This is a genomic window from Lachnoclostridium sp. An118, assembly GCF_002160985.1.
GTDB lineage: Bacteria > Bacillota > Clostridia > Lachnospirales > Lachnospiraceae > Claveliimonas > Claveliimonas stercoravium.
Map to the genome: position 1 here is coordinate 1 of NZ_NFLQ01000020.1, position 22,071 is coordinate 22,071.

Below are 22,071 nucleotides of genomic sequence, written 5' to 3' on the forward strand. Positions count from 1 at the left end.
TAGCTTAATTTTACATCAAAAAGGATTAGGATTCCTTATATTTTGGCCATTTTTTGAAAGTTGTGGATAACGAAATACGGTAGATTTATCTAAGGGGATAATTCTGCGGAAACTCAAGAGGGCATCTTCCCTTGTCAAGACCGGGCCCAATCGCTTATAATAGTCATTATGAAGAATTTAAATGAAGATATAAAGACAGGACATTTTCAAAGAGTATATCTCCTTTACGGGGAGGAGGCCTATCTGAAGAAGCAGTACAAAACCCGGCTCACAAAGGCTATCATCCCCGAGGGGGACACCATGAACTATTCCTATTATGAAGGGAAGAACAGCAGTGTCCCGGAGATCATAGACCTGGCGGAGACCATGCCCTTTTTTGCGGACCACAGGCTCATCGTAGTGGAGAACTCCGGGTTTTTCAAGACTGCGTCCCCGGAGCTGGCGGATTACATCAAGACTATGCCGGAGACGGTAATCTTCCTCTTTGTCGAGACAGAGGTGGACAAGAGGGGGAAATTATACAAGGCTGTAAAGGAGAAGGGGCGCATCGTGGAGATGGGTATGCAGGACGAGAAGACGCTCCTGCTCTGGATCGCCTCGGCTGTGAAGAGGGAGAACAAGAGGATCCAGGAGTCCACGGCCCGGTATCTGATATCAAAGGCCGGGACAGATATGGAGAACCTGGAAAAGGAGCTGGAGAAGCTGTTTTCCTACACTGCGTTTAAGGATGAGATCACCATACAGGACGTGGAGGACATCTGCACCACGCAGATCACCAACCGGATCTTTGACATGGTGGATGCTGTGGCCAAAAAGCAGCAGAAAAAGGCGCTGGATTACTACTATGACCTGGTGGCGCTGAAGGAGCCGCCACTTCGGATACTGGCTCTTCTGACCAGACAGTTCCGCATCCTGCTGGAGGTGAAGGAGCTGATGAGAAAGGGGCTTGGCAGGCAGCAGATCGCCCAGAGCGCGGGACTGCACCCCTATGTGGCCGGAAAATGTATGGACCAGAGCAAAGGATTTTCAGGGCAGCAGATCCGGAACATACTGGAGGATGCTGCGGACATGGAAGAAGCTGCCAAGACAGGAAGGCTGGACAGCACCATGTGCGTGGAGATCTTTATTGTAAAATACAGCGCATACGTGCAGTCTTAGCGCTTGCAAAGGAGTGTCCGGACATGCTATGATATTGTGCTGGACAGGAACATTACTTACTATGGAAGGAACGATAGAAGTGGGAGCAATAGAACAGAGCAGAATTCGTAATTTTTGTATTATCGCCCATATTGACCACGGTAAATCCACCCTGGCGGACCGGATCATCGAGATGACCGGACTGCTCACCAGCCGTGAGATGCAGTCCCAGGTGCTGGACAATATGGATCTGGAAAGGGAGAGAGGGATCACCATCAAATCCCAGGCTGTCCGTACCGTCTACAAAGCAAAGGATGGCCACGAATACATTTTTAACCTTATCGATACCCCGGGGCATGTGGATTTTAACTACGAGGTATCCCGGAGTCTGGCTGCCTGTGACGGAGCCATCCTTGTAGTGGATGCGGCCCAGGGCGTGGAGGCCCAGACGCTGGCAAATGTGTACCTGGCCCTGGACCACGACCTGGATGTGATGCCGGTCATCAACAAAGTGGACCTGCCGAGTGCGGAGCCGGAGAGGGTCATGGAGGAGATCGAGGACGTGATCGGGATCGAGGCACACGATGCCCCCCTCATATCCGCCAAAACAGGTCTGAACGTGGACCAGGTGCTGGAGCAGATCGTGGAGAAGATCCCGGCTCCATCGGGGGATGCAAAAGCGCCCCTGCAGGCGCTGATCTTTGACTCCCTGTACGACTCCTACAAAGGCGTCATTGTCTTCTGCCGGATCATGGAGGGGACCATCCGCAAGGGAACACCTATCCTTATGATGGCGACAGGCGCCAAGGCAGAAGTGGTGGAAGTGGGCTATTTCGGAGCAGGGCAGTTCATCCCCTGCGAGGAACTGGAAGCCGGCATGGTGGGCTATTTTACAGCCAGCCTCAAGAATGTAAAGGATACCCGGGTGGGTGACACGGTGACAAATGCGGAACGTCCCTGCAGCGAGCCCCTTCCCGGCTACAAAAAAGTGCAGCCCATGGTGTACTGCGGCATGTACCCCGCTGACGGAGCCAAATATCCGGACCTCAGAGATGCGCTGGAAAAACTCCAGCTCAACGATGCCTCCCTGCAGTTTGAGCCGGAGACGTCGATTGCCCTTGGGTTTGGTTTCCGCTGCGGTTTCCTGGGGCTTCTTCACCTGGAGATCATCCAGGAGAGACTGGAGAGAGAGTACAACCTGGATCTTGTGACCACGGCTCCGGGCGTTGTCTATAAAGTGCATAAGACAAGCGGCGAAGTCATTGAACTGACCAACCCGTCCAACCTGCCGGATCCCTCTGAGATCGAGTACATGGAGGAACCCATGGTGAAGGCGGAGATCATGGTCACGTCCGAGTATATCGGCTCCATCATGGAGCTCTGCCAGGAGAGAAGAGGCGAGTACCAGGGCATGGAGTACATTGAGGAGAAGCGTGCGGTGCTTCATTACCACCTGCCGCTGAACGAGATCATCTACGACTTTTTCGACGCCCTCAAATCCCGGTCAAGGGGATATGCTTCCTTTGACTACGAGATGCTGGGATACCAGCAGTCCGAGCTTGTGAAGCTGGATATCCTGATCAACAGGGAAGAGGTGGACGCTCTGTCCTTTATCGTCCATGCGGGAACCGCCTACGAGAGGGGACGGAGGATGTGCGAGAAGCTCAAAGAAGAGATTCCGCGCCAGCTCTTTGAGATCCCTATCCAGGCTGCCATCGGAAGCAAGATCATTGCCAGGGAGACTGTCAAGGCTCTGCGCAAGGACGTGCTTGCCAAGTGCTACGGCGGAGATATCAGCCGTAAGAGAAAGCTGCTGGAGAAGCAGAAAGAAGGAAAGAAGCGGATGCGCCAGGTAGGCAATGTGGAGATCCCCCAGAAAGCCTTTATGAGCGTGCTGAAGCTGGATGACAAATAAAAGGAGAAACAGATGAAAGAACTGGAATTATATATCCATATTCCGTTCTGCGTCAGAAAATGTAAATACTGCGACTTCCTGTCCGCCCCTGCCTCGCAGCGGGAGCGGCAGGTGTATGTGGACAGCCTTTGCGGAAAGATCCGTTCCTATGCGGACTCTGCAAAGGCTTATCACGTTGTCAGCATTTTCATTGGCGGCGGAACGCCATCGATCCTGGAAGGGGAACAGATCCTTCAGATTTTTGCGGCTATCCGTGAAGCTTTTCTGGTGGACGAAGATGCAGAGATCACCCTGGAGGCCAACCCGGGAACGGTGACCGGAGGCGGACCTGCCTCTGTCACGGAAGAAAAGCTGGCGGCCTGGAAGCAGGCGGGGATCAACCGTCTGAGCATAGGGCTCCAGTCGGCGGAGGACCGGGAGCTGGAAGCCCTGGGGCGGATCCACACCTTTGCAGAATTTAAAGAAACGTACCAGGCGGCTGTGGCGGCAGGATTTTTCAATCTGAATGTGGATCTTATGTCCGCTATTCCTTTCCAGACAGAGGAGAGCTGGGAGAGGACCCTGCGCACGGTGGCCGGACTGACCCCGCCGCCAGCCCACATTTCTGCCTACAGCCTTATCATCGAGGAGGGGACGCCCTTCTATGAGAGATACGGGAGCGGGGGGCACGCGGAGGAGCTGCCGGATGAGGATACGGAGCGGCGCATGTATGAGAGGACGGAGGAAATCCTGTCAGAGTACGGCTACCACCGCTACGAGATCTCCAATTATGCCCTGCCCGGATATGAGTGCAGGCACAATCTGGGCTACTGGGACCGCCGGGAGTATCTTGGCATCGGGGACGGAGCTGCCTCCTTCTTTGAAGGAAAACGCTGGTCCGGCGAGGAGGAGCCGGTGACCCTCACCAGAAAGGATGCCATGGAGGAATTTATGTTCCTGGGACTGCGGAAGATGGAGGGAATATCCCGCCGCCGTTTCCGGGAAGAATTCCAGACAGAGATGGAGGAGATCTACGGGACGGTCATAGAGGAGCTGTGCCGCCAGGGGCTGCTGGAGACTGCCGGAGACAGGCTGCGTCTGACCAGGAAAGGCATCGATGTCAGCAACTATGTGATGAGTGAGTTTTTGCTGGATGGGTAGTAAAAGACAGAGAGATATACTGGCAGAAGAAGAGGCCGGAATTTCCGGCCTCTTCTTCAGTCTTAGTGTTCGTCCTGGTATTTCAGAGCAGCCTCCACGAAGCCCTTGAAAAGCGGGTGAGGCCTGTTGGGCCTTGATTTCAGCTCCGGGTGGGCCTGGGTGGCGATGAACCAGGGGTGGGAGGGGATCTCCACCATCTCCACGATGCGCCCGTCCGGCGACAGGCCGGAGAGCAGCATGCCGTGTGAGGTAAGGTCATCCCGGTAGTCGTTGTTCACCTCGTAGCGATGGCGGTGGCGCTCGTGTATCTCCTCCTTGCCGTAGAGGGCGTAGGCCTTGGAGCTCTTATCCAGCACGCACGGGTAGGAGCCAAGCCGCAGGGTACCGCCGATATCCTCGATGCCGATCTGGTCCGGCATGATGTGTATCACCGGGTGGGTGGTGTCCGGGTTGAGCTCAGCGCTGTGGGCGTCCCGGAAGCCCACCACGTCCCTTGCAAACTCCACAATGGCAAGCTGCATGCCAAGGCACAGGCCCAGGAAAGGAACCCCGTGCTCACGGGCGTAGCGGATGGCCAGTATTTTGCCGTCGATACCCCGGCTTCCAAAGCCGCCGGGCACGAGAACGCCGCTGACATCCCCCAGGAGCTCCTCCACATTGTCGGCAGTGACAGTCTCTGAGTCGATCCATTTTATATTGACTGTGGCGCGGGAGAAGATGCCCCCGTGTTTCAGAGCCTCCACCACACTGATGTAGGCATCGTGGAGCTGGATATATTTTCCTACGAGAGCCACAGTGACATCCGTGTTGGGGCTCTTTAAGTAATCCACCATCTCTGTCCAGTCCTTCAGGTCAGGGGCGGGACAGTCCAGATGGAGGGACTCGCAGACAACCTCCGCAAGATGCTCCTTTTCCATGGCAAGGGGAGCCTCGTAGAGGTATTCCACGTCCAGGTTCTGGAGTACGTGGTCTGCCGGCACGTTGCAGAATAGGGCGATCTTGTCCTTGATGCCCTGGTCCAGAGGATGCTCGGAGCGGCACACGATGATATCCGGCTGGATGCCCATGCCCTGCAGGTCCTTTACGCTGGCCTGGGTGGGCTTTGTCTTCATCTCCTGGGACGCGCGCAGGTAGGGGATGAGGGTGACGTGGATGAGGATGACATTTTCCCGGCCCTTCTCGTGCTGGAACTGCCGGATGGCCTCCAGGAAGGGCTGGCTCTCAATGTCGCCTACTGTACCGCCCACCTCGATAATGGCAATTTCTGTATCCTTTGCGACAGGGTTCCGGTAAAAGCGGCTCTTGATCTCGTTTGTGATGTGGGGGATCACCTGTACGGTGCCTCCGCCGAAATCGCCCCGCCTTTCCTTCTGAAGGACAGACCAGTAAATCTTGCCTGTGGTCACATTGGAATTCTTTGTGAGGCTCTCGTCGATAAAGCGCTCATAGTGGCCCAGATCCAGGTCTGTCTCTGCCCCGTCGTCTGTGACAAAGACTTCTCCGTGCTGTACCGGGTTCATAGTTCCCGGGTCAATATTGATATAGGGGTCAAACTTCTGCATGGTCACCGTATATCCTCTTGCCTTCAGGAGCCTGCCAAGAGACGCTGCTGTGATACCCTTGCCAAGTCCTGATACTACACCGCCTGTCACAAATACATATTTTACTGCCATAGTTTCCTCCTTTTGTCTGTCTGATGTCTTGTGGTCCATTTCCTTTTAAAAAAATTATTATATACCCTTTTCTTCCTGAAAAACAGTCTTTTTTTCATATTTTGGCTCGAAAGTTGCCTGTATAAACAATTTTTTGAAAATGTTGATGTCCACTGGACTGACCATGACAGAGGTGTGTAGCTGGCAGCCGTTCAGTTTCGGAAGCTGTTCCAGTGCCAGCTGGGCGTTCCTGTCTGTGGCGGCGCTGACAGAGAGGGCGATGAGCACCTCATCTGTGTGGAGGCGGGGATTGTGGCTGCCCAGGTAGTTGACCTTCAGCTTCTGGATGGGCTCGATGGCTTCCGGGGAGATGACGTGGCATGCGTGGTCAATGCCCGCCAGCTCCTTCAGGGCATTCAGGAGGAGAGCGGCAGCAGCGCCCAGCAGATCACTGGTCTTCCCGGTGACGATCCTTCCGTCCGGGAGCTCCAGGGCGGCGGCCGGCGCGCCGGTCTGCTCTGCGCGGTTCAGGGCGGCATCGACCACAGGGCGGTCGTGGACGGTGATCCCGGCCTGGTTCATGAGCATCTCGAGCTTGAACACCTCCTCCTCGGAGCAGGAGCCGGAGATGAACCGGTCCATGGTGTCGTAGTAGCGGCGGATGATCTCCTGGAGCGAGGCCTGGCGGCATGCTCCGTCATCACAGATGCAGTTGCCTGCCATGTTCACGCCCATGTCCGTGGGGGACTTGTAGGGGCTTGTCCCGTAAATGCGCTCAAAGGTAGTGCGCAGGACCGGAAAGATTTCAATGTCCCTGTTGTAGTTGACCGTTGTTTCGCCGTAGGCCTCCAGGTGGAAGGGGTCGATCATGTTTACATCGTTGAGGTCTGCCGTGGCAGCCTCGTAGGCCAGATTGACCGGATGCTTCAGAGGAATGTTCCAGATGGGGAAGGTCTCGAATTTCGCATAGCCGGCCTGTACCCCTCTCTTGTGCTCGTGGTAGAGCTGGGAGAGGCAGGTGGCCATCTTGCCGCTCCCCGGGCCCGGTGCCGTGATGACCACAAGGGGGCGGGAGGTTTCAATGTAATCGTTTTTACCGTAGCCATCGTCGCTGACGATAAGAGGTACATTTCCCGGGTAACCGGGAATCATATAGTGAAGATATACCCGGATGCCCAGGCGTTCCAGGCGGGCTTTGAAGAGATCTGCGCTGCTCTGTCCGCTGTACTGGGTGATGACAACGCTCCCTACATAGAGTCCGGCGCGGATAAATTCATCCCGCAGACGGAGCACATCCGAGTCGTAGGTGATGCCCAGATCTCCCCGCACCTTGTTCTTCTCAATGTCCCCCGCGCTGATGACAATGACGATCTCTGCCTGGTCTGCCAGCTGCTTCAGCAGCCGAAGCTTGCTGTCCGGTGCGAACCCGGGCAGCACCCGGGAGGCATGATAGTCGTCAAAGAGCTTTCCCCCGAACTCCAGATAGAGTTTACCGCCAAACTTGTCAATCCTCTCACGGATGTGGGAGGACTGCATGTGAAGATATTTTTCGTTGTCAAATCCAATTTTCATTTGTCAGTTCCTTTCATTTGTTTTCTGCATGAGCTTCTGCATGATATATGTAAATATAAATACACATTTCCTTCACAAGTATACTACAAGAAAGCCCGAGTTTACAATCTTTTCATAATGTTTTTATTGATTTTGAAACAGGGGATACTTATAATAATATGGTAACGTTGGCTTTGCCGGCGCTGCGCATATACAGGAGGAGAACTATGGACAACCAGAATAATCAGAACAGAAATAATAACCAGGATCCGGACCGGAACAACCGGCAGGGTGTTTCCTTTGTCCTGATCGTGACCCTGATCACTACCATACTCGTGCTGGTCCTGTTCCAGTTCCAGGGGGTAAACAGTGCTGAGGAGATTTCCTACAACAGGTTTATCAAAATGGTAGAGGACGGAGAAGTCGAGAAGGTTGATATAGGAGCCAGCCAGATCAATATCACAGCCAAGCAGGGCAAGGATGACGCCGTGCAGAGGGAGTACTACACAGGCATCGTCAATGACGACCAGTTGGTGGACCGCCTGCTGGAGGCGGGGGTGGAGGTAAACCAGGAGATACCTGACACTACATCCTCCATGCTGCTGAGCATCATCCTCACGTTCCTGCCTATTGCCTGCATTGTTGGATTTTTCGTGTGGTTCACGAGGAAGATGTCCAAGGGCGGCGGCATGATGGGCATTGGAAAGAGCAACGCAAAGATGTATGTGGAGAAGGAGACGGGTGTCACCTTCAAGGATGTGGCCGGTCAGGACGAGGCCAAGGAGTCGCTCCAGGAAGTGGTGGATTTCCTCCACAACCCGGGCAAGTACACAGGCGTGGGAGCCAAGCTTCCCAAGGGAGCTCTTCTGGTAGGGCCTCCGGGAACAGGAAAGACGCTGCTTGCCAAGGCGGTGGCGGGGGAGGCGAAAGTGCCGTTTTTCTCTCTTTCCGGTTCCGCCTTTGTGGAGATGTACGTGGGCGTGGGCGCTTCCAGGGTCCGCGACCTTTTCAAGCAGGCCCAGCAGATGGCCCCCTGCATCATTTTCATCGATGAGATCGATGCCATCGGAAAGAGCCGTGACACACAGCTTGGAGGAAACGATGAGCGTGAGCAGACACTGAACCAGCTCCTTGCGGAGATGGACGGATTTGACACAAACAAGGGACTGCTTCTTCTGGCGGCCACCAACCGCCCGGAGATCCTGGACCCGGCGCTCCTGCGCCCGGGGCGCTTTGACAGACGGATCATTGTGGAGCGTCCGGACCTGAAGGGGCGTATCGACGTGCTGAAGGTCCATGCGAAGGACGTGCGCATGGACGAGACCGTGGATCTGGAGGCCATTGCCCTGGCCACGTCCGGAGCCGTGGGATCTGACCTGGCCAACATGATCAATGAGGCGGCCATCAATGCTGTCAAGCACGGGAGAAATGCTGTCTCCCAGAGCGACCTGTTTGAGGCGGTGGAAGTGGTGCTGGTAGGTAAGGAGAAGAAAGACCGCATCATGAGCCAGGAGGAGAGGAGGATCGTATCCTACCACGAGGTGGGACACGCCCTTGTGAGCGCTCTCGAGAAGCATGCGGAGCCGGTGCAGAAGATCACGATCGTTCCCAGGACCATGGGAGCTCTCGGCTATGTCATGCAGACGCCTGAGGAGGAGAAGTTCCTGAACACGAAGAAGGAGCTGGAGGCCATGCTGGTGGGCATGCTGGCAGGACGGGCCGCCGAGGAGATCGTCTTTGACACAGTCACCACCGGGGCCTCCAACGATATAGAGAAGGCCACAAGCATCGCGCGGGCTATGATCACCCAGTACGGTATGAGCGAGCGATTCGGCCTGATCGGCCTTGAGTCCATACAGAGCCGCTACCTGGACGGAAGGCCGGTCCTGAACTGCGGCCAGGAGACAGCCTCCGAGATTGACCAGGAGGTCATGAAGATGCTCAAGGGGGCCTACGAGGAGGCCAAGAGGCTGCTGAGCGAGCACAGGGAGGCTCTTGACAGGATCGCGGCCTTCCTGATCGAGAAGGAGACCATCACAGGCAAGGAGTTCATGAAGATCCTGCGCGAAGTGGAGGGGACGCCCGAGACGGACGAGGAGCAGGACAGCGGGGAGCCGAAGGAGGCGCGCATCGCCATGAAGCCGGTGGAGGAAGAGACGGGAACAGCAGAGAGTGAAAAGGAATAGTGTGTTTTCATAAATGAGCAAGGGCTCCGCAAAATGACTGCGGAGCCCTTTTTCAGGTCTGTGTCAGGACTGTTTCATGGACAAAATGCAGGGAAGATGATATGATTGAGAAAAATAATGTGAGGTGATGTTGATGAAACCGTACACACTGGGAGTATACGAGAAGGCGCTGCCTGGAACTCTGACATGGAAGGAGAAAATGCTTGCCGCCGGAAAGGCGGGATATGACTTTATTGAGATCAGCATTGACGAGACGGATGAAAAGCTGGCCCGGCTTGATATGAGCAGAGAGGATAGACTGGAGCTGGTCTCCCTCATGTATGAGACAGGGATCCCGATTCGCACTATGTGCCTCAGCGGACACCGGAGATATCCGATAGGAAGCAGCGTGCAGGAAGTCAGGGAGCGGGGGATGGAGATCATGGAGAAGGCGCTGGATCTGGCGGATGACCTGGGAATCCGCGTGATCCAGCTGGCCGGCTATGACGTATATTATGAGGAGGGCAGCGAGGTGACCCGCGGATTGTTCCTTGAAAATCTCAGGAAAGCGGCCGATATGGCGGCGGCGAAGGGAATTCTTATGGGCTTTGAGACTATGGAGACCGAGCTCATGAACACGGTGGGTAAGGCGATGGACTATGTAAAAAGGGTTGATTCGGTTTATCTGAATGTCTATCCGGATCTGGGCAATATCACCAATGCGGCCGTTTTATACGGGACGGATGTCCTGGAGGATCTGGAGACAGGGAGGGGACGTCTGACGTCCATGCATTTGAAGGAGACCGTACCCGGCAAGTTCCGCGAGATTCCCTATGGAACCGGTCACGTAGACTTTGAGGCGGGCATTAAAAAGGCGTGGGAGCTGGGGGTCCGCCGGTATGTGACAGAGCTCTGGTACACGGGAAATCCGGAGTGGGAGAAGGATCTGGACTTTGCAGTCTCGAAGATGACAGCGATCCTGGACACGCTTGCATAAGATGAAAGCATTGGGACAGGGGAAGATTTTCCCTTGTCCTTTTTGGTGCGGGACAGTATAATGGAGACCATGGAAAACAGTAATTTTGATATACAGGAAGAACTGAAAAAGCTGCCGGGGAAGCCCGGCGTGTATCTGATGCACGATGAGAAGGACGAGATCATCTATGTGGGGAAGGCTGTCAGCCTGAAGAACCGTGTACGGCAGTATTTCCAGAGCAGCCGGAGCAAGGGGGTAAAGATCGAGCAGATGGTGACCCATATCACCCGCTTTGAGTACATTGTGACAGACTCGGAGCTGGAGGCCCTTGTCCTGGAGTGCAATCTCATTAAGGAGCACAGGCCCAAATACAATACCATGCTCATGGACGACAAGGCCTATCCCTTTATAAAGGTGACGGTGGACGAGCCCTTCCCCCGGATCATGATGGCCAGGCGGATGGTGAAGGACAAGGCAAAATATTTTGGCCCCTACACAAGCGCCGGGGCTGTCAAGGATACTATCGAGCTGATACGAAAGCTCTACAAAGTGAGGAGCTGCAACAGGCGCCTCCCCAGAGATACGGGGAAGGAGAGGCCCTGCCTGAACTACCATATCCATCAGTGCGGCGCTCCCTGTCAGGGGTATGTGTCCCAGGAGGCCTACAGAAGCTCCATAGACGAAGTGCTCCGGTTCCTGGGAGGAAATTATGACGTTATCCTGAAGGAGCTGGAGGAGAAGATGATGAAGGCCTCCGAGGAGCTGGAGTTTGAGAAGGCCATCGAGTACAGAGAGCTGCTGGGGAGTGTGAGGAAGATCGCCCAGAAGCAGAAGGTCACCGATACGGCCGGAAACGACAGGGATATCCTGGCGGCGGCCACGGACAAGGAGGATGCGGTGGTGCAGGTCTTTTTCATCCGGGGCGGCAGGCTGATAGGGAGGGACCATTTCTATCTGAAACTGAGCGGGGACGAGACCACAGGGGATATCATCTCCAGTTTTATCAAGCAGTTTTACGCCGGAACACCCTATATACCGGCGGAGCTGATGACACAGACCGAGGTGGAGGACGCCGAGGTCCTGGAGGAGTGGCTGAGCCAGAAGAGAGGACACAGAGTGCATATCCGGGTGCCCAAAAAGGGGACCAAGGAGAAGCTGGTGGAGCTGGCAGAAAAAAACGCCGCACTCGTCCTGAGCAAGGACAGGGAGAGGCTGAAGCGGGAGGAGGGCCGCACCATCGGCGCTGTGAAGGAGATCGCCCGCCTTCTGGGACTGGAGGACCTGAACCGGATGGAGGCCTACGACATCTCCAACATCAGCGGCTTTGCCTCCGTGGGCTCCATGGTCGTCTACGAGAAGGGAAAGCCCAAGAGAAACGATTACCGCAAGTTCCGCATCAGGAGCGTCCAGGGGCCTGACGACTACGCCAGCATGAAAGAGGTGCTGACAAGGAGGTTCCGCCACGGCCTGGAGGAGAGGGAAGAGGGAAAGGAGGCGGGGAGCTTTACCGCTTTCCCTGACCTGATCCTCATGGACGGCGGGAAAGGCCAGGTGGGGATTGCCCTCCAGGTGCTGGAGGAGCTCCATCTGCACATACCTGTGTGCGGCATGGTGAAGGACGATGATCACCGCACCAGGGGACTGTACTACAATGGAAAAGAGCTCTCCATCGACCGGGGCTCGGAGGGCTTTAAGCTGATCACAAGGATACAGGACGAGGCCCACCGTTTTGCCATAGAGTTTCACAGAAAGCTGCGCAACAAGGAGCAGGTCCACTCGGTACTGGACGACATTCCCGGAGTGGGCCCGGCGAGACGCAGGGATCTGATGAAGCATTTTGCCAGCCTGGACGAGATACGGAGGGCTGATGTGGAGGAGCTGAAAAAACTGCCCAGTATGAATGAAAAATCCGCACAGGAGGTGTATAAGTTTTTTCACTGATGTGTTATACTTGTCGTAGTATCTAAAAACAGAAAAGGAGATAAGACATGTCAAAAATAGAAATTCAGAAGGTCGTCGAGAAGATGGACCTGAAAAATCTCACTCCTGACGTGGGGCTGGCTGACAAATATGTGGAAGTCCCGGATATCAACAGACCGGCTCTTCAGCTCACGGGCTTTTTTGACCATTTTGACGCAGAGAGAGTGCAGATCATCGGATATGTGGAATATACATTTTTGGAGCAGATGGACCCGGAGACAAAGCGCAGGGTCTATGAGACGTTGCTTGCCTACAAGATCCCCTGCATCATTTTCTGCCGGGACCTGAAGCCGGACAAGGAGCTGCTGGAGAAGGCGCTGGAGCTGGATGTGCCTATCTTCTCCACGGAGATGAAGACATCCGCCTTCACTGCGGAGCTGATCCGCTGGCTGAACGTGCAGCTGGCCCCCTGTATCTCCATCCACGGTGTGCTGGTGGACGTGTATGGCGTGGGAGTCCTGATCATGGGAGAGAGCGGCATCGGAAAGAGCGAGGCAGCGCTGGAGCTGGTGAGAAGAGGGCATCGTCTCGTCAGCGATGACGTGGTGGAGATCCGCAAGGTCAGCGATGACACCCTGGTAGGCACTGCCCCGGATGTGACAAAGCATTTTATCGAGCTTCGGGGTATTGGTATCGTGGATGTCAAGATGCTCTACGGCGTGCAGAGCGTCAGGGAGACCCAGAATATCGAGCTTGTCATCACCCTGGAGGACTGGGACAGGGAGAAGAAGTACGACAGGCTGGGTATGGAGGAGCAGTACACAGAGTTCCTCGGCAACAAGGTTGTCTGCCATCAGCTTCCCATCCGCCCGGGACGGAATCTCTCCATCATCGTGGAGACAGCCGCCATCAACTACAGACAGAAGAAGATGGGCTACAACGCGGCGGAAGAGCTGTACAAGCGGGTGCAGAGAAACCTTGCAAAGAAATAAATATAAGGAATAGGGAGTCAGAAGATGAAGTATTGTTTTGGAGTGGACATTGGCGGGACAACAGTGAAAATGGGACTGTTTTCCACAACGGGAGACCTGTATGAAAAGTGGGAGATCAAGACCCGCACGGAGAACGAGGGCAGGCAGGTCCTCCCGGATATCGCGGCATCCATCCGCGGGAAGATGGAAGAAAAAGGTATTTCCACTGTGGAGACAGCGGGCGTGGGCGTAGGAGTCCCGGCTCCGGTCAGGGAGGGCGTTGTAAAGAACAGTGCCAACATCGGCTGGGGCTACAAGAATGTCAAGAAAGAGATGGAGGAGCTGCTGCCGGGCATCCGGGCGGAGATAGGGAACGACGCCAATGTGGCGGCCCTGGGTGAGATGTGGCTGGGGGCCGGAAAAGGCTGCAGCGACATGATCATGGTGACCCTGGGAACCGGCGTGGGCGGCGGCGTCATCTGCCACGGACAGATCATTGCGGGGGCCAATGGAGCAGGCGGAGAGATCGGACATATCTGCGTGAATTATAATGAGACAGAAAAGTGCGGCTGCGGCAAGACCGGGTGTCTGGAGCAGTACGCGTCCGCCACAGGCATAGCCCGGCTTGCGAAACTGCGTCTTGCCAAGCCCCATGAGAAAACCATTTTGGAGGGCAAGAACCTGAGCGCAAAATCTGTTTTTGACGCAGTAAAAAAAGGAGACAGGATAGCAACAGAGATCGCAGAAGAATTTGGCGCCTATCTGGGACATGCCCTTGCCAATATGGCGGTCATCACAGACCCGGAGAGGATCGTTATCGGCGGAGGAGTTTCCAATGCAGGCCCCGCCCTTCTGCCCTTTATAGAGAAACCTTTCCAGGAGAAGACCTTCTTTGCCAACAAGGACACGAAGATCGTGCTGGCTACGCTGGGGAACGACGCAGGCATTTGCGGAGCTGCCAGGATGATCCTCTGATCACGTTTTTATATATCAGATCTGCAATAAAAAATCAGGTATGAACGAAACATTCATACCTGATTTTTTCGATTCGCTTTTTGTTTTTAACCGGTAGCTTGACCGCCGCTCTCGCCGCCGGTACCCGGATCAGTGCTGCCGCCGCCGTCATCGCCGCCGGTACCCGGATCAGTGCTGCCGCCGTCACCGCCGGTACCCGGATCGGTGGTAGAACCGCCGTTACCGGTACCTGGATCGGTAGTGGTGCTGCCGTCACCAGGTGTCGTGGGATCAGTAGTAGTGCCGGTATCTGTGCTTCCATCTGTTCCGGAAGTGTCTGCCGGCTGTTCTGAAGAGGCGTGCCCTGTACAGGTCTCTGTGGGCGCGTTGTCCGTTGCAAAGTACTCTGTTCTCGAGGGGCAACCTGGTCTTGCCAGCATTCCTGACCCGGTGCAGATGGTCTTCTGCTCCACGGAGGTGGGCATCTCAAACTGCTTGGTCTCCAGACCCGCATGGATGCGGCTCATGATGGATTTCCAGATGCGGAAACGGAAAGTGGTGTCAATGTTGGTCATGGATTTCGGATCGTCATATCCGCCCCACACCGCACAGGTGTAGTAGGGGGTAAAGCCGCAGAACCAGATATCCTTGTCGTTGTCCGCCGTACCGGTCTTGCCGGCCACCGGCATATTGCCCAGGGCTGCGGCGCTTCCGCTTCCCTCCTCCACAACGCTCTCCATGGCGCTTGTGAGGAGAGCGGCCGTGCTGTCCTTGACAGCCTGGTGGGACTCTGTGGGGTTCTCGATCAGCACGTTGCCGTCGTGGTCCAGGATCTTTGTGTATAAGGTAGGTGTGTTGTACACGCCGCCGTTTGCGATGGAGGCGAACGCGGCGCACAGCTCATAGTTGTACACACCGTGGGTAAGACCGCCCAGAGCGATAGGCTCGTACATATCATTCTCCACAAGTGAGCTCATGGAAAAGTTGTTCTTTGCGTACTCATAGCCAAGCTGCGGTCCGATCTGCTGTATGGTCTGCACAGCCACAGAGTTCATGGACTGCGCGATGGCCTCCCTGACGGTCACATTGCCGTAGTATTTGTTGCCCACGTTCTTGAATTCCGTGCCGTCGGAATAATGCCAGGGCTTGTCGTCAAAGACAGAGGCCAGCGTGATCTGGTTCGTGTCCAGGGCGGGGGCGTAGGTGGCAAGGATCTTAAAGCAGGAGCCAGGCTGCCTGCGTGAGCCCTGGTAGGCTCTGTTCAGGCTCTGGCTGGTCTCCTTGGCACCCCGGCCGCCAACCATGGCCTTGATCTGCCCGGTGGCCTGGTCGATGATGGTGACAGAGGCCTGGGGCTGTGGGGTGATGGTGATCCGCTCATCGTAGGTGTCTCCCTCCCGGGCGATGGTGGCCTTCCACTCCTCCACCATGGCTCTGGCCTGCTCCTCGGATGAGAAGGTCAGAGCGGAATCCACGCCGTAGGTGCTGGCCCGGTAGTTCTGCACAGCCTCTGAGCCGTAGTTCTCGATGGTGCCGTCGGCCCGGGTTACGGTCAGCGCGTAGGACAGGCCGTACTCCTTCAGCCAGGGGAAATTGGCGTCATTGTTCATCTCCTCGTCGCAGATCTGCTGCATGGTAGTGTTCTGGGTAGAGATGATAGTCAGTCCGCCGCTGTAGAGGGCGTTGTATGCCTGGCTCTCCGTGTAGCCCAGACGGGACATGAGGTCATCGATGACCTGCTCGGAGAGGGCGTCTACAAAATAGGAATAGGGTGAATCCTCACCGATGGCCGCATTGACAGCCTGGATCCTTGTGTACACGTCGTCGGCCACGGCCTCATCGTAGGCCGCCTGGTCGATGTACCCCTGGTCCAGCATACGGTCCAGGACCTCGGTGCGCCTTCTGGCGTTGTCCTCGGGGTTTGTGATGGGGTTGTACAGGGACGGATTCTGGGTGATGCTGGCAAGGACCGCACACTCGGAGAGGGTCAGCTCCGACACATCTTTGTTGAAATAGCGCTTGGAGGCGGACTGCACGCCCAGGGTGTTCTGTCCAAGGTTGATGGTGTTCAGGTATGCCTCCATGATCTCATCCTTGGACATCTGCTTTTCAATGTCCAGCGCCAGGAACTGCTCCTGGATCTTTCTCTCCAGCCGGTCATAAAAGGTCTCCTCATTTACAAAGTCAGGAAAGACGTTGTTCTTTATGAGCTGCTGGGTCAGCGTGCTGGCGCCCTGTGAAAAGTCGCCGCCGGAGGTGATCCCCGTAATGGCGGCACGCAGGATACCCTGGGGGTCGATGCCGTTGTGCTCGTAAAAGCGCTCGTCCTCGATAGCTACAAACGCATGCTGCAGATCCACGGGGATCTGGTCGATAGACTTGTATTCGCGGTTGGAGCCGGCTTCCACGAACCGCTCCAGCTCCGTGGCGCCGTCGTCAGCGTAGACGATGGTAGTGTAGCCCTTGGGCCGCACATCATCCGGCGTGACATCCGGTGAATTGTCAAGGATCCTTTTGACAAAGATCAGACCGCCGATCATCCCGATGATACATATAGCAAGAACACACAGGATAAAACCCTTCAGCAGCCGGACAGTGACCCGCTTACCCTGCATGGTTGATTTCGACGTTATCTGCTTTTGTCTTTTAGAAGCCTTTTTCTTTCCATAATTCATGTATTCAGCCTCCTTCATACTTTAGACATTATAGCAAATATGCATATTGAAATAAAGAAAAAAATGAAAAGTTCATATTTAGGTAGGAAAAACTTAAGAAATCCGTTATAGTAGTAGGTGACAGCGAACAAGGAAGGTGGAGGAAGGCAAATTGGAGCACAGAATGGTATTCCGGGGCGGAGAAGGTGAGATCACTGAGAAAAAGTCCAGATTTATCGCCACGGTACGCCCGGTAAAGAGTGAGGAGGAGGCCGCGGAGTTTATCGAGGCAGTCAAAAAGAAGTACTGGGACGCCAGGCACAACTGCTACGCCTACGTCATAGGGGACAACCAGGACATACAGCGGTACAGCGATGACGGGGAGCCCGGCGGCACGGCGGGAAGGCCCATGCTGGACGTGCTCCTGGGAGAAGGCATCCACGACACGGCGGTGGTGGTGACCCGATATTTTGGAGGCATTCTCCTCGGCACAGGAGGTCTTGTGAGAGCCTACCAGGGGGCGGCCAAGGAAGGACTGTCCTCCTCGCTGGTCATAACCAGGATACAGGGGGTTAAACTGAAGATCACAACAGATTACACGGGATTGGGGAAAATACAGTACATACTGGGAGAAAGAGGGATACCGGTGCTGGACAGCTCCTACACAGAGAAGGTGGAGCTGACAGCCCTGGTGCCGGAGGACAGGAGAGGCTCCCTTGAGGAGGAGCTGACGGACGGCACAAATGGAAAAGCCCTGCTGGAGGAGGCAGGGAAGTGCTTCTACGGCGATATAGAGGGGAAAATACAGGTCCTGGAATGAGAGCATTCCAGGACCTGTCTGCAGGAAACGGTATGATTGCCTGTATATTCACCTGATATTTACTGGAATTCCGGCTCGATCAGGCCGAAGGTTCCGTTCTTTCTTTTGTATACCACATTTACCTCGTCGGTCTCCGCATTGCAGAACACGAAGAAATCGTGCCCCAGAAGCTCCATCTGGATGCAGGCGTCCTCCGGGTACATGGGCTTGATGCCGAAGCGTTTTGTGCGGACGATCTGGATTTCCTCGTCGCTCTCGGGAGCGTCTTCCTCATCGAAGAATTCCTGCTTGAAGTTTCCTCCGTCCTGATGCCTTGCGATGAGCTTGGTTTTATATTTGCGGAGCTGTCTCTCAATGACTTCCTCCACAAGATCAATAGATACATACATGTCGCTGCTGACCTGCTCGGAGCGGATAATGTTTCCCTTTACGGGGATGGTCACCTCAATCTTCTGGCGTTCCTTTTCCACACTCAGTGTGACGATGATCTCGGTGTCCGGAGTAAAGTACCTCTCCAGCTTGCCGAGCTTGCGTGTGACTGTGTCTTTTAAGCCGGGCGTGATCTCGATGTTTTTTCCACTAATGATAAATTTCATGCTGTCCAACTCCTTTACGATATGATTTCAGGAGAAATAATGTCTGACAAAAATGTGGGACAATTCATTTCTATCTGATATATCGAGTATAGCATGTTTTTCTGTCAATGTATAGCATGTATTACTTCAATTCTTGAAATTTTTCCGTCACGCATTTTGGCTACCCGGAGCCCCGTATCCTCAAAATAGACGCAGGCACCCTCCTTGGGCTCTATGTCCTCGGCGGCGCACCTGGCGCGGAGGACCTCCTCCAGGGTCTCGGCGTCCGTATCGTGTGGGATCTGGCACCCCATGAGCTTGTTTACCACCCGCACCCGGGACGACCCCCGGAACAGATTTTTGTCCGCCAGATCGAAGCCGAAGAAGAGGTACTTCCTTGTGGCGAACAGGACGGCGATGGCGCACACGCCGATCAGGCTGGAAAAGGCGGAAGAGTGGTCCATGATGATCTGCCTTGCGATGGCAAAGAGGAGCACTTCAAATACGGTGTCCGGCGTGTGGTAGTACATCATCCGTATCAGCTCCACGCCGATGATGAGCTCGAAGCAGGCCTCGAGCAGATCCTCGTAGTTCGGATATTTGTCCAGGTCCGGTATATACATCAGTGAGCTGGCCAGACGCAGGCACAGCAGGATGATGCCGACTGCGAGCATGATGGAAATGAAAAATTCCATGAACATGGCCAGGCGGGAGAGGAAGGCGGCAAAATACTTTTTCATAGGCTTCTCCTTTGGGTATTATTTTTTCGGACAGGGCGGGACCACCCGGCTGAACAGAGCAGGGTAGATGACCATGATCCATAATACCAGTATAAAGTATTTTATGATTTTTGCAATCACACATTTGCCGGCGATGAGGGGAATGCAGCTGTTCAGGAGAAAAATCCCGCAGATGCCCGCCGCAAATTTGAGGGCCTGCATCCAGAGGCGGGGAGCCGTGACCTGAAAACGGAGCCTTGTGGTCTCCAGGTACCATCCCACCGCAAATCCCAGGCCGGCCCCGGCGGCCTTAAAGCAGTCCACGGCGTATGCCTGGGAAAGGAGGCCGCACCTGACCAGGAGAAGGGCACAGACGATGACCCCCAGGCAGGCCAGCAGGAGAAGGGCAAAGAGGAGCCGCAGGGCTATGCGGCCGGATGTGAGACGGAGCAGGAGCCGGTCTGTCAGCCAGATAAAGAGGGCGGAGACGGCCAGGGAGGCCAGCACGTCCCAGGGGGTGTGACAGCCCAGGTACATGCGGGAAAGCCCCACCAGCAGGACCATGGCAAAGAAAAGGGATCGCAGGCCTTTTCGGGAGGAGCGCAGGCCCAGGGTTCCATAGAGACAGGCGGCGCTCTGGGTGTGGCCGCTGGGGAAGGAGTAGCCCGTGGCAGCCGGCACCGCGCTCCCCACAGGGGAAAAGGCAGGGTCCAGCACCCAGGGGCGGGGGATGCGAAAGGTGACCTTCAGCGTCTGCACGGCAAGCCCTGCCAGGAAGTAGGCAAAGCTGATCTTAAGGGCCAGCTCCTTGCTGATGCACCAGTAGAGGAGACAGAGCACCAGTATGACGGCTGTCTCCTCCCCCAGGCATGTGATAAGCTGCATGATCCGGTCTGCGGCAGGGGTGCGCAGCGACTCCAGAAACCATAAAAAATCCATAAATGCTCCTTGTGGTCAGAATGATTATTTATTATTGCTCCTCTTGCGGAGTTTGGGGTCCAGGATCTTCTTGCGGATGCGCAGCGACTCGGGAGTCACCTCGAGAAGCTCATCCGTGTCGATGAAATCCAGAGCCTGCTCCAGGCTGAGTATCCGCGGCGGTGTCAGGCGCAGGGCCTCATCGGCGCTGGAGGAGCGGGTGTTGGTGAGATGCTTTGTCTTGCAGACATTGACCTCGATGTCGTCTGTCTTGCCGTTTTCGCCGATGACCATCCCGGCGTACACCTTCTCACCCGGCCCGATAAAGAGGGTGCCTCTCTCCTGGGCGCTGTACAGGCCGTAGGTGACGGATTCTCCGGTCTCGTAGGCAATGAGAGAGCCCTGCTTCCTGTACTGGATGTCCCCTTTGTAGGGAGCGTATCCGTCAAAGGCCGTGTTCATGATCCCGTTTCCCTTTGTGTCAGTGAGGAAATCTCCCCGGTATCCGATGAGTCCCCTGGAGGGGATGGAGAACTCCATCCTGGTGTAATTGCCGCCGATGGGGCCCATGCTGCGCAGTTCTCCCTTTCTCTGCCCCAGCTTTTCGATGACCACGCCCGTGAACTCGTCCGGCACGTCAATGTAGGCCAGCTCCATGGGCTCCAGAAGCTTTCCGTTCTCGTCCTTCTTGTAGAGGACCTCCGCCTTGCTGACAGCAAACTCGTAGCCCTCCCGCCGCATGTTCTCGATGAGGACCGACAGATGGAGCTCGCCTCTTCCGGAAACCTTGAGGGTATCCATATCCTCGGTCTCCTCCACCCGGAGGCTGACATCCGTGTTCAGTTCCCGGAACAGGCGGTCGCGGATGTGGCGGGAGGTCACGTATTTTCCCTCCCTGCCTGCAAAGGGGCTGTCATTGACCTTGAACTGCATGGCAATGGTGGGCTCGGAGATCTTCTGGAAGGGGATGGCCCGGGGGTTTTCCGGTGAACAGATAGTATCCCCGATGGACAGGTCCGAGATGCCGGATATGGCCACAATGGAGCCGATGGAGGCTTCTTTTACCTCCACCCGGCTGAGACCGTCAAACTCATAGAGCCTGCTGATGCGCACCTTCTCCCGGCGCTCCGGGTCGTGATGGTTGACCACCACCACGTCCTGGTTCGTGCGGATGGTGCCGTTGTCCACCTTGCCGATACCGATACGGCCCACATACTCGTTGTAATCGATGGTGCTGATGAGTACCTGGGTCTCGGCCTCAGGATCACCCTCCGGGGCGGGGATGTAGTCCAGGATGGTCTCGAAAAGAGGTATCATGTTCTCCGGCTTGTCCTCCATGTCCAGCATGGCGTAGCCGTCTCTTGCAGAGGCGTAGACGAAGGGGCAGTCCAGCTGTTCCTCGGAGGCGTCCAGGTCGATGAAAAGCTCCAGCACCTCGTCGATGACCTCTGCGGGCCGGGCCTCCGGCCGGTCGATCTTGTTGATGCAGACGATGACCGGCAGGTCCAGTTCCAGTGCCTTGCGCAGGACGAATTTTGTCTGGGGCATGGCCCCCTCAAAGGCATCTACCACAAGGATGACTCCGTTTACCATTTTCAGGACACGCTCCACCTCGCCTCCGAAGTCCGCGTGTCCCGGTGTGTCCACGATATTGATCTTCGTCCCCTTGTAGAAGACGGCTGTATTTTTTGAGAGAATGGTAATTCCACGTTCTCGCTCGATATCGTTGGAGTCCATGACCCTCTCGGCCACCTCCTGGTTCTCGCGGAACACGCCGCTCTGCTTTAAAAGTTCATCTACAAGTGTTGTCTTGCCATGGTCAACATGGGCGATGATCGCAATATTACGCACATCTTCGCGTTTTGTCTTCATATGAAATCTTCCTTTTCTCTTCTTATTTAAAACTTTTTTTCTGTAACTTTAATAGTGTACCATATTTCGAAAAAAAAACAAGGAATATAGTTCTAATATGTGCAATTCCCGCATAGATTAGGTATTGACTCT

16 protein-coding genes are annotated in these 22,071 nt (G+C 55.3%); 9 read left to right on the top strand and 7 right to left on the bottom strand.

Annotated features, from left to right (window positions below; translation table 11 throughout):
* The first annotated feature begins 168 nt into the window (after nt 1-168).
* The 3 genes from holA (at nt 169) to hemW (ending at nt 4,192) form a co-directional block, all read left to right on the top strand.
* Nucleotides 169-1,158: a DNA polymerase III subunit delta gene (gene holA, locus B5E62_RS14120; protein WP_087175169.1), complete on the top strand. Its 990-nt coding sequence runs from the start codon at nt 169-171 to the stop codon at nt 1,156-1,158.
* A 79-nt stretch (nt 1,159-1,237) separates the two neighbouring features.
* Nucleotides 1,238-3,052, top strand: a complete 1,815-nt coding sequence (gene lepA, locus B5E62_RS14125) for a translation elongation factor 4 (protein WP_087175209.1) — start codon at nt 1,238-1,240, stop codon at nt 3,050-3,052.
* Between the two features lie 12 nt (nt 3,053-3,064).
* Entirely contained in the window at nt 3,065-4,192 is a 1,128-nt protein-coding gene (hemW, locus tag B5E62_RS14130; RefSeq protein ID WP_087175170.1) for a radical SAM family heme chaperone HemW, read from the top strand.
* A gap of 62 nt (nt 4,193-4,254) precedes the next feature.
* Here the strand turns inward: hemW and B5E62_RS14135 are convergent, their stop codons facing one another.
* Nucleotides 4,255-5,865 (bottom strand): CTP synthase, encoded by a 1,611-nt coding sequence (locus tag B5E62_RS14135; RefSeq protein WP_087175171.1) that lies wholly within the window; start codon nt 5,863-5,865, stop codon nt 4,255-4,257.
* A 57-nt stretch (nt 5,866-5,922) separates the two neighbouring features.
* A complete protein-coding gene (locus tag B5E62_RS14140) occupies nt 5,923-7,416 on the bottom strand; it encodes a DUF1846 domain-containing protein (RefSeq protein WP_087175172.1) in 1,494 nt (497 codons plus the stop codon).
* A 206-nt stretch (nt 7,417-7,622) separates the two neighbouring features.
* Between B5E62_RS14140 and ftsH the strand changes: the two genes are divergently transcribed.
* From ftsH to B5E62_RS14165, 5 genes are all read left to right on the top strand, one after another.
* Entirely contained in the window at nt 7,623-9,581 is a 1,959-nt protein-coding gene (gene ftsH, locus B5E62_RS14145; protein ID WP_087175173.1) for an ATP-dependent zinc metalloprotease FtsH, read from the top strand.
* A gap of 133 nt (nt 9,582-9,714) precedes the next feature.
* Nucleotides 9,715-10,557 carry an L-ribulose-5-phosphate 3-epimerase gene (locus B5E62_RS14150; RefSeq protein WP_087175174.1) on the top strand — a complete coding sequence of 281 codons (843 nt, stop codon included), beginning with the start codon at nt 9,715-9,717 and terminating at the stop codon, nt 10,555-10,557.
* A 69-nt stretch (nt 10,558-10,626) separates the two neighbouring features.
* Entirely contained in the window at nt 10,627-12,477 is a 1,851-nt protein-coding gene (gene uvrC, locus B5E62_RS14155; protein ID WP_087175210.1) for an excinuclease ABC subunit UvrC, read from the top strand.
* A 47-nt stretch (nt 12,478-12,524) separates the two neighbouring features.
* Entirely contained in the window at nt 12,525-13,448 is a 924-nt protein-coding gene (gene hprK, locus B5E62_RS14160; protein ID WP_087175175.1) for an HPr(Ser) kinase/phosphatase, read from the top strand.
* Nucleotides 13,449-13,472: 24 nt separating this feature from the next.
* A complete protein-coding gene (locus B5E62_RS14165) occupies nt 13,473-14,402 on the top strand; it encodes an ROK family glucokinase (protein ID WP_087175176.1) in 930 nt (309 codons plus the stop codon).
* Nucleotides 14,403-14,488: 86 nt separating this feature from the next.
* Here B5E62_RS14165 and B5E62_RS14170 read toward each other — a convergent pair whose 3' ends face one another.
* On the bottom strand, nt 14,489-17,056 hold the full coding sequence (locus B5E62_RS14170; protein ID WP_087175177.1) for a transglycosylase domain-containing protein: 2,568 nt from the start codon (nt 17,054-17,056) through the stop codon (nt 14,489-14,491).
* Nucleotides 17,057-17,219: 163 nt separating this feature from the next.
* Here B5E62_RS14170 and B5E62_RS14175 point away from each other — a divergent pair, with 163 nt between their 5' ends.
* On the top strand, nt 17,220-17,855 hold the full coding sequence (locus B5E62_RS14175; RefSeq protein ID WP_087175178.1) for a YigZ family protein: 636 nt from the start codon (nt 17,220-17,222) through the stop codon (nt 17,853-17,855).
* 59 nt (nt 17,856-17,914) lie between these two features.
* Here the strand turns inward: B5E62_RS14175 and hpf are convergent, their stop codons facing one another.
* From hpf to typA, 4 genes are all read right to left on the bottom strand, one after another.
* Complete coding sequence (hpf, locus tag B5E62_RS14180) at nt 17,915-18,451, bottom strand: ribosome hibernation-promoting factor, HPF/YfiA family (protein WP_087175179.1); 537 nt, start codon at nt 18,449-18,451, stop codon at nt 17,915-17,917.
* Between the two features lie 104 nt (nt 18,452-18,555).
* Entirely contained in the window at nt 18,556-19,170 is a 615-nt protein-coding gene (locus B5E62_RS14185) for a transporter (protein WP_087175180.1), read from the bottom strand.
* Between the two features lie 18 nt (nt 19,171-19,188).
* A complete protein-coding gene (locus tag B5E62_RS14190) occupies nt 19,189-20,088 on the bottom strand; it encodes a phosphatase PAP2 family protein (RefSeq protein WP_087175181.1) in 900 nt (299 codons plus the stop codon).
* A 24-nt stretch (nt 20,089-20,112) separates the two neighbouring features.
* Nucleotides 20,113-21,939 (bottom strand): translational GTPase TypA, encoded by a 1,827-nt coding sequence (gene typA / locus B5E62_RS14195; protein ID WP_087175182.1) that lies wholly within the window; start codon nt 21,937-21,939, stop codon nt 20,113-20,115.
* Nucleotides 21,940-22,071 lie beyond the last annotated feature (132 nt).

Coding starts and splice junctions, on each gene's coding strand:
- B5E62_RS14150 (WP_087175174.1), top strand. CDS start 9,715: ATGAAACCGTACACACTGGGAGTATACGAGAAGGCGCTGCCTGGAACT.
- B5E62_RS14170 (WP_087175177.1), bottom strand. CDS start 17,056: ATGAATTATGGAAAGAAAAAGGCTTCTAAAAGACAAAAGCAGATAACG.
- hemW (WP_087175170.1), top strand. CDS start 3,065: ATGAAAGAACTGGAATTATATATCCATATTCCGTTCTGCGTCAGAAAA.
- B5E62_RS14135 (WP_087175171.1), bottom strand. CDS start 5,865: ATGGCAGTAAAATATGTATTTGTGACAGGCGGTGTAGTATCAGGACTT.
- B5E62_RS14140 (WP_087175172.1), bottom strand. CDS start 7,416: ATGAAAATTGGATTTGACAACGAAAAATATCTTCACATGCAGTCCTCC.
- hprK (WP_087175175.1), top strand. CDS start 12,525: ATGTCAAAAATAGAAATTCAGAAGGTCGTCGAGAAGATGGACCTGAAA.
- uvrC (WP_087175210.1), top strand. CDS start 10,627: ATGGAAAACAGTAATTTTGATATACAGGAAGAACTGAAAAAGCTGCCG.
- ftsH (WP_087175173.1), top strand. CDS start 7,623: ATGGACAACCAGAATAATCAGAACAGAAATAATAACCAGGATCCGGAC.
- B5E62_RS14165 (WP_087175176.1), top strand. CDS start 13,473: ATGAAGTATTGTTTTGGAGTGGACATTGGCGGGACAACAGTGAAAATG.
- B5E62_RS14185 (WP_087175180.1), bottom strand. CDS start 19,170: ATGAAAAAGTATTTTGCCGCCTTCCTCTCCCGCCTGGCCATGTTCATG.
- B5E62_RS14175 (WP_087175178.1), top strand. CDS start 17,220: ATGGTATTCCGGGGCGGAGAAGGTGAGATCACTGAGAAAAAGTCCAGA.
- B5E62_RS14190 (WP_087175181.1), bottom strand. CDS start 20,088: ATGGATTTTTTATGGTTTCTGGAGTCGCTGCGCACCCCTGCCGCAGAC.
- typA (WP_087175182.1), bottom strand. CDS start 21,939: ATGAAGACAAAACGCGAAGATGTGCGTAATATTGCGATCATCGCCCAT.
- hpf (WP_087175179.1), bottom strand. CDS start 18,451: ATGAAATTTATCATTAGTGGAAAAAACATCGAGATCACGCCCGGCTTA.
- holA (WP_087175169.1), top strand. CDS start 169: ATGAAGAATTTAAATGAAGATATAAAGACAGGACATTTTCAAAGAGTA.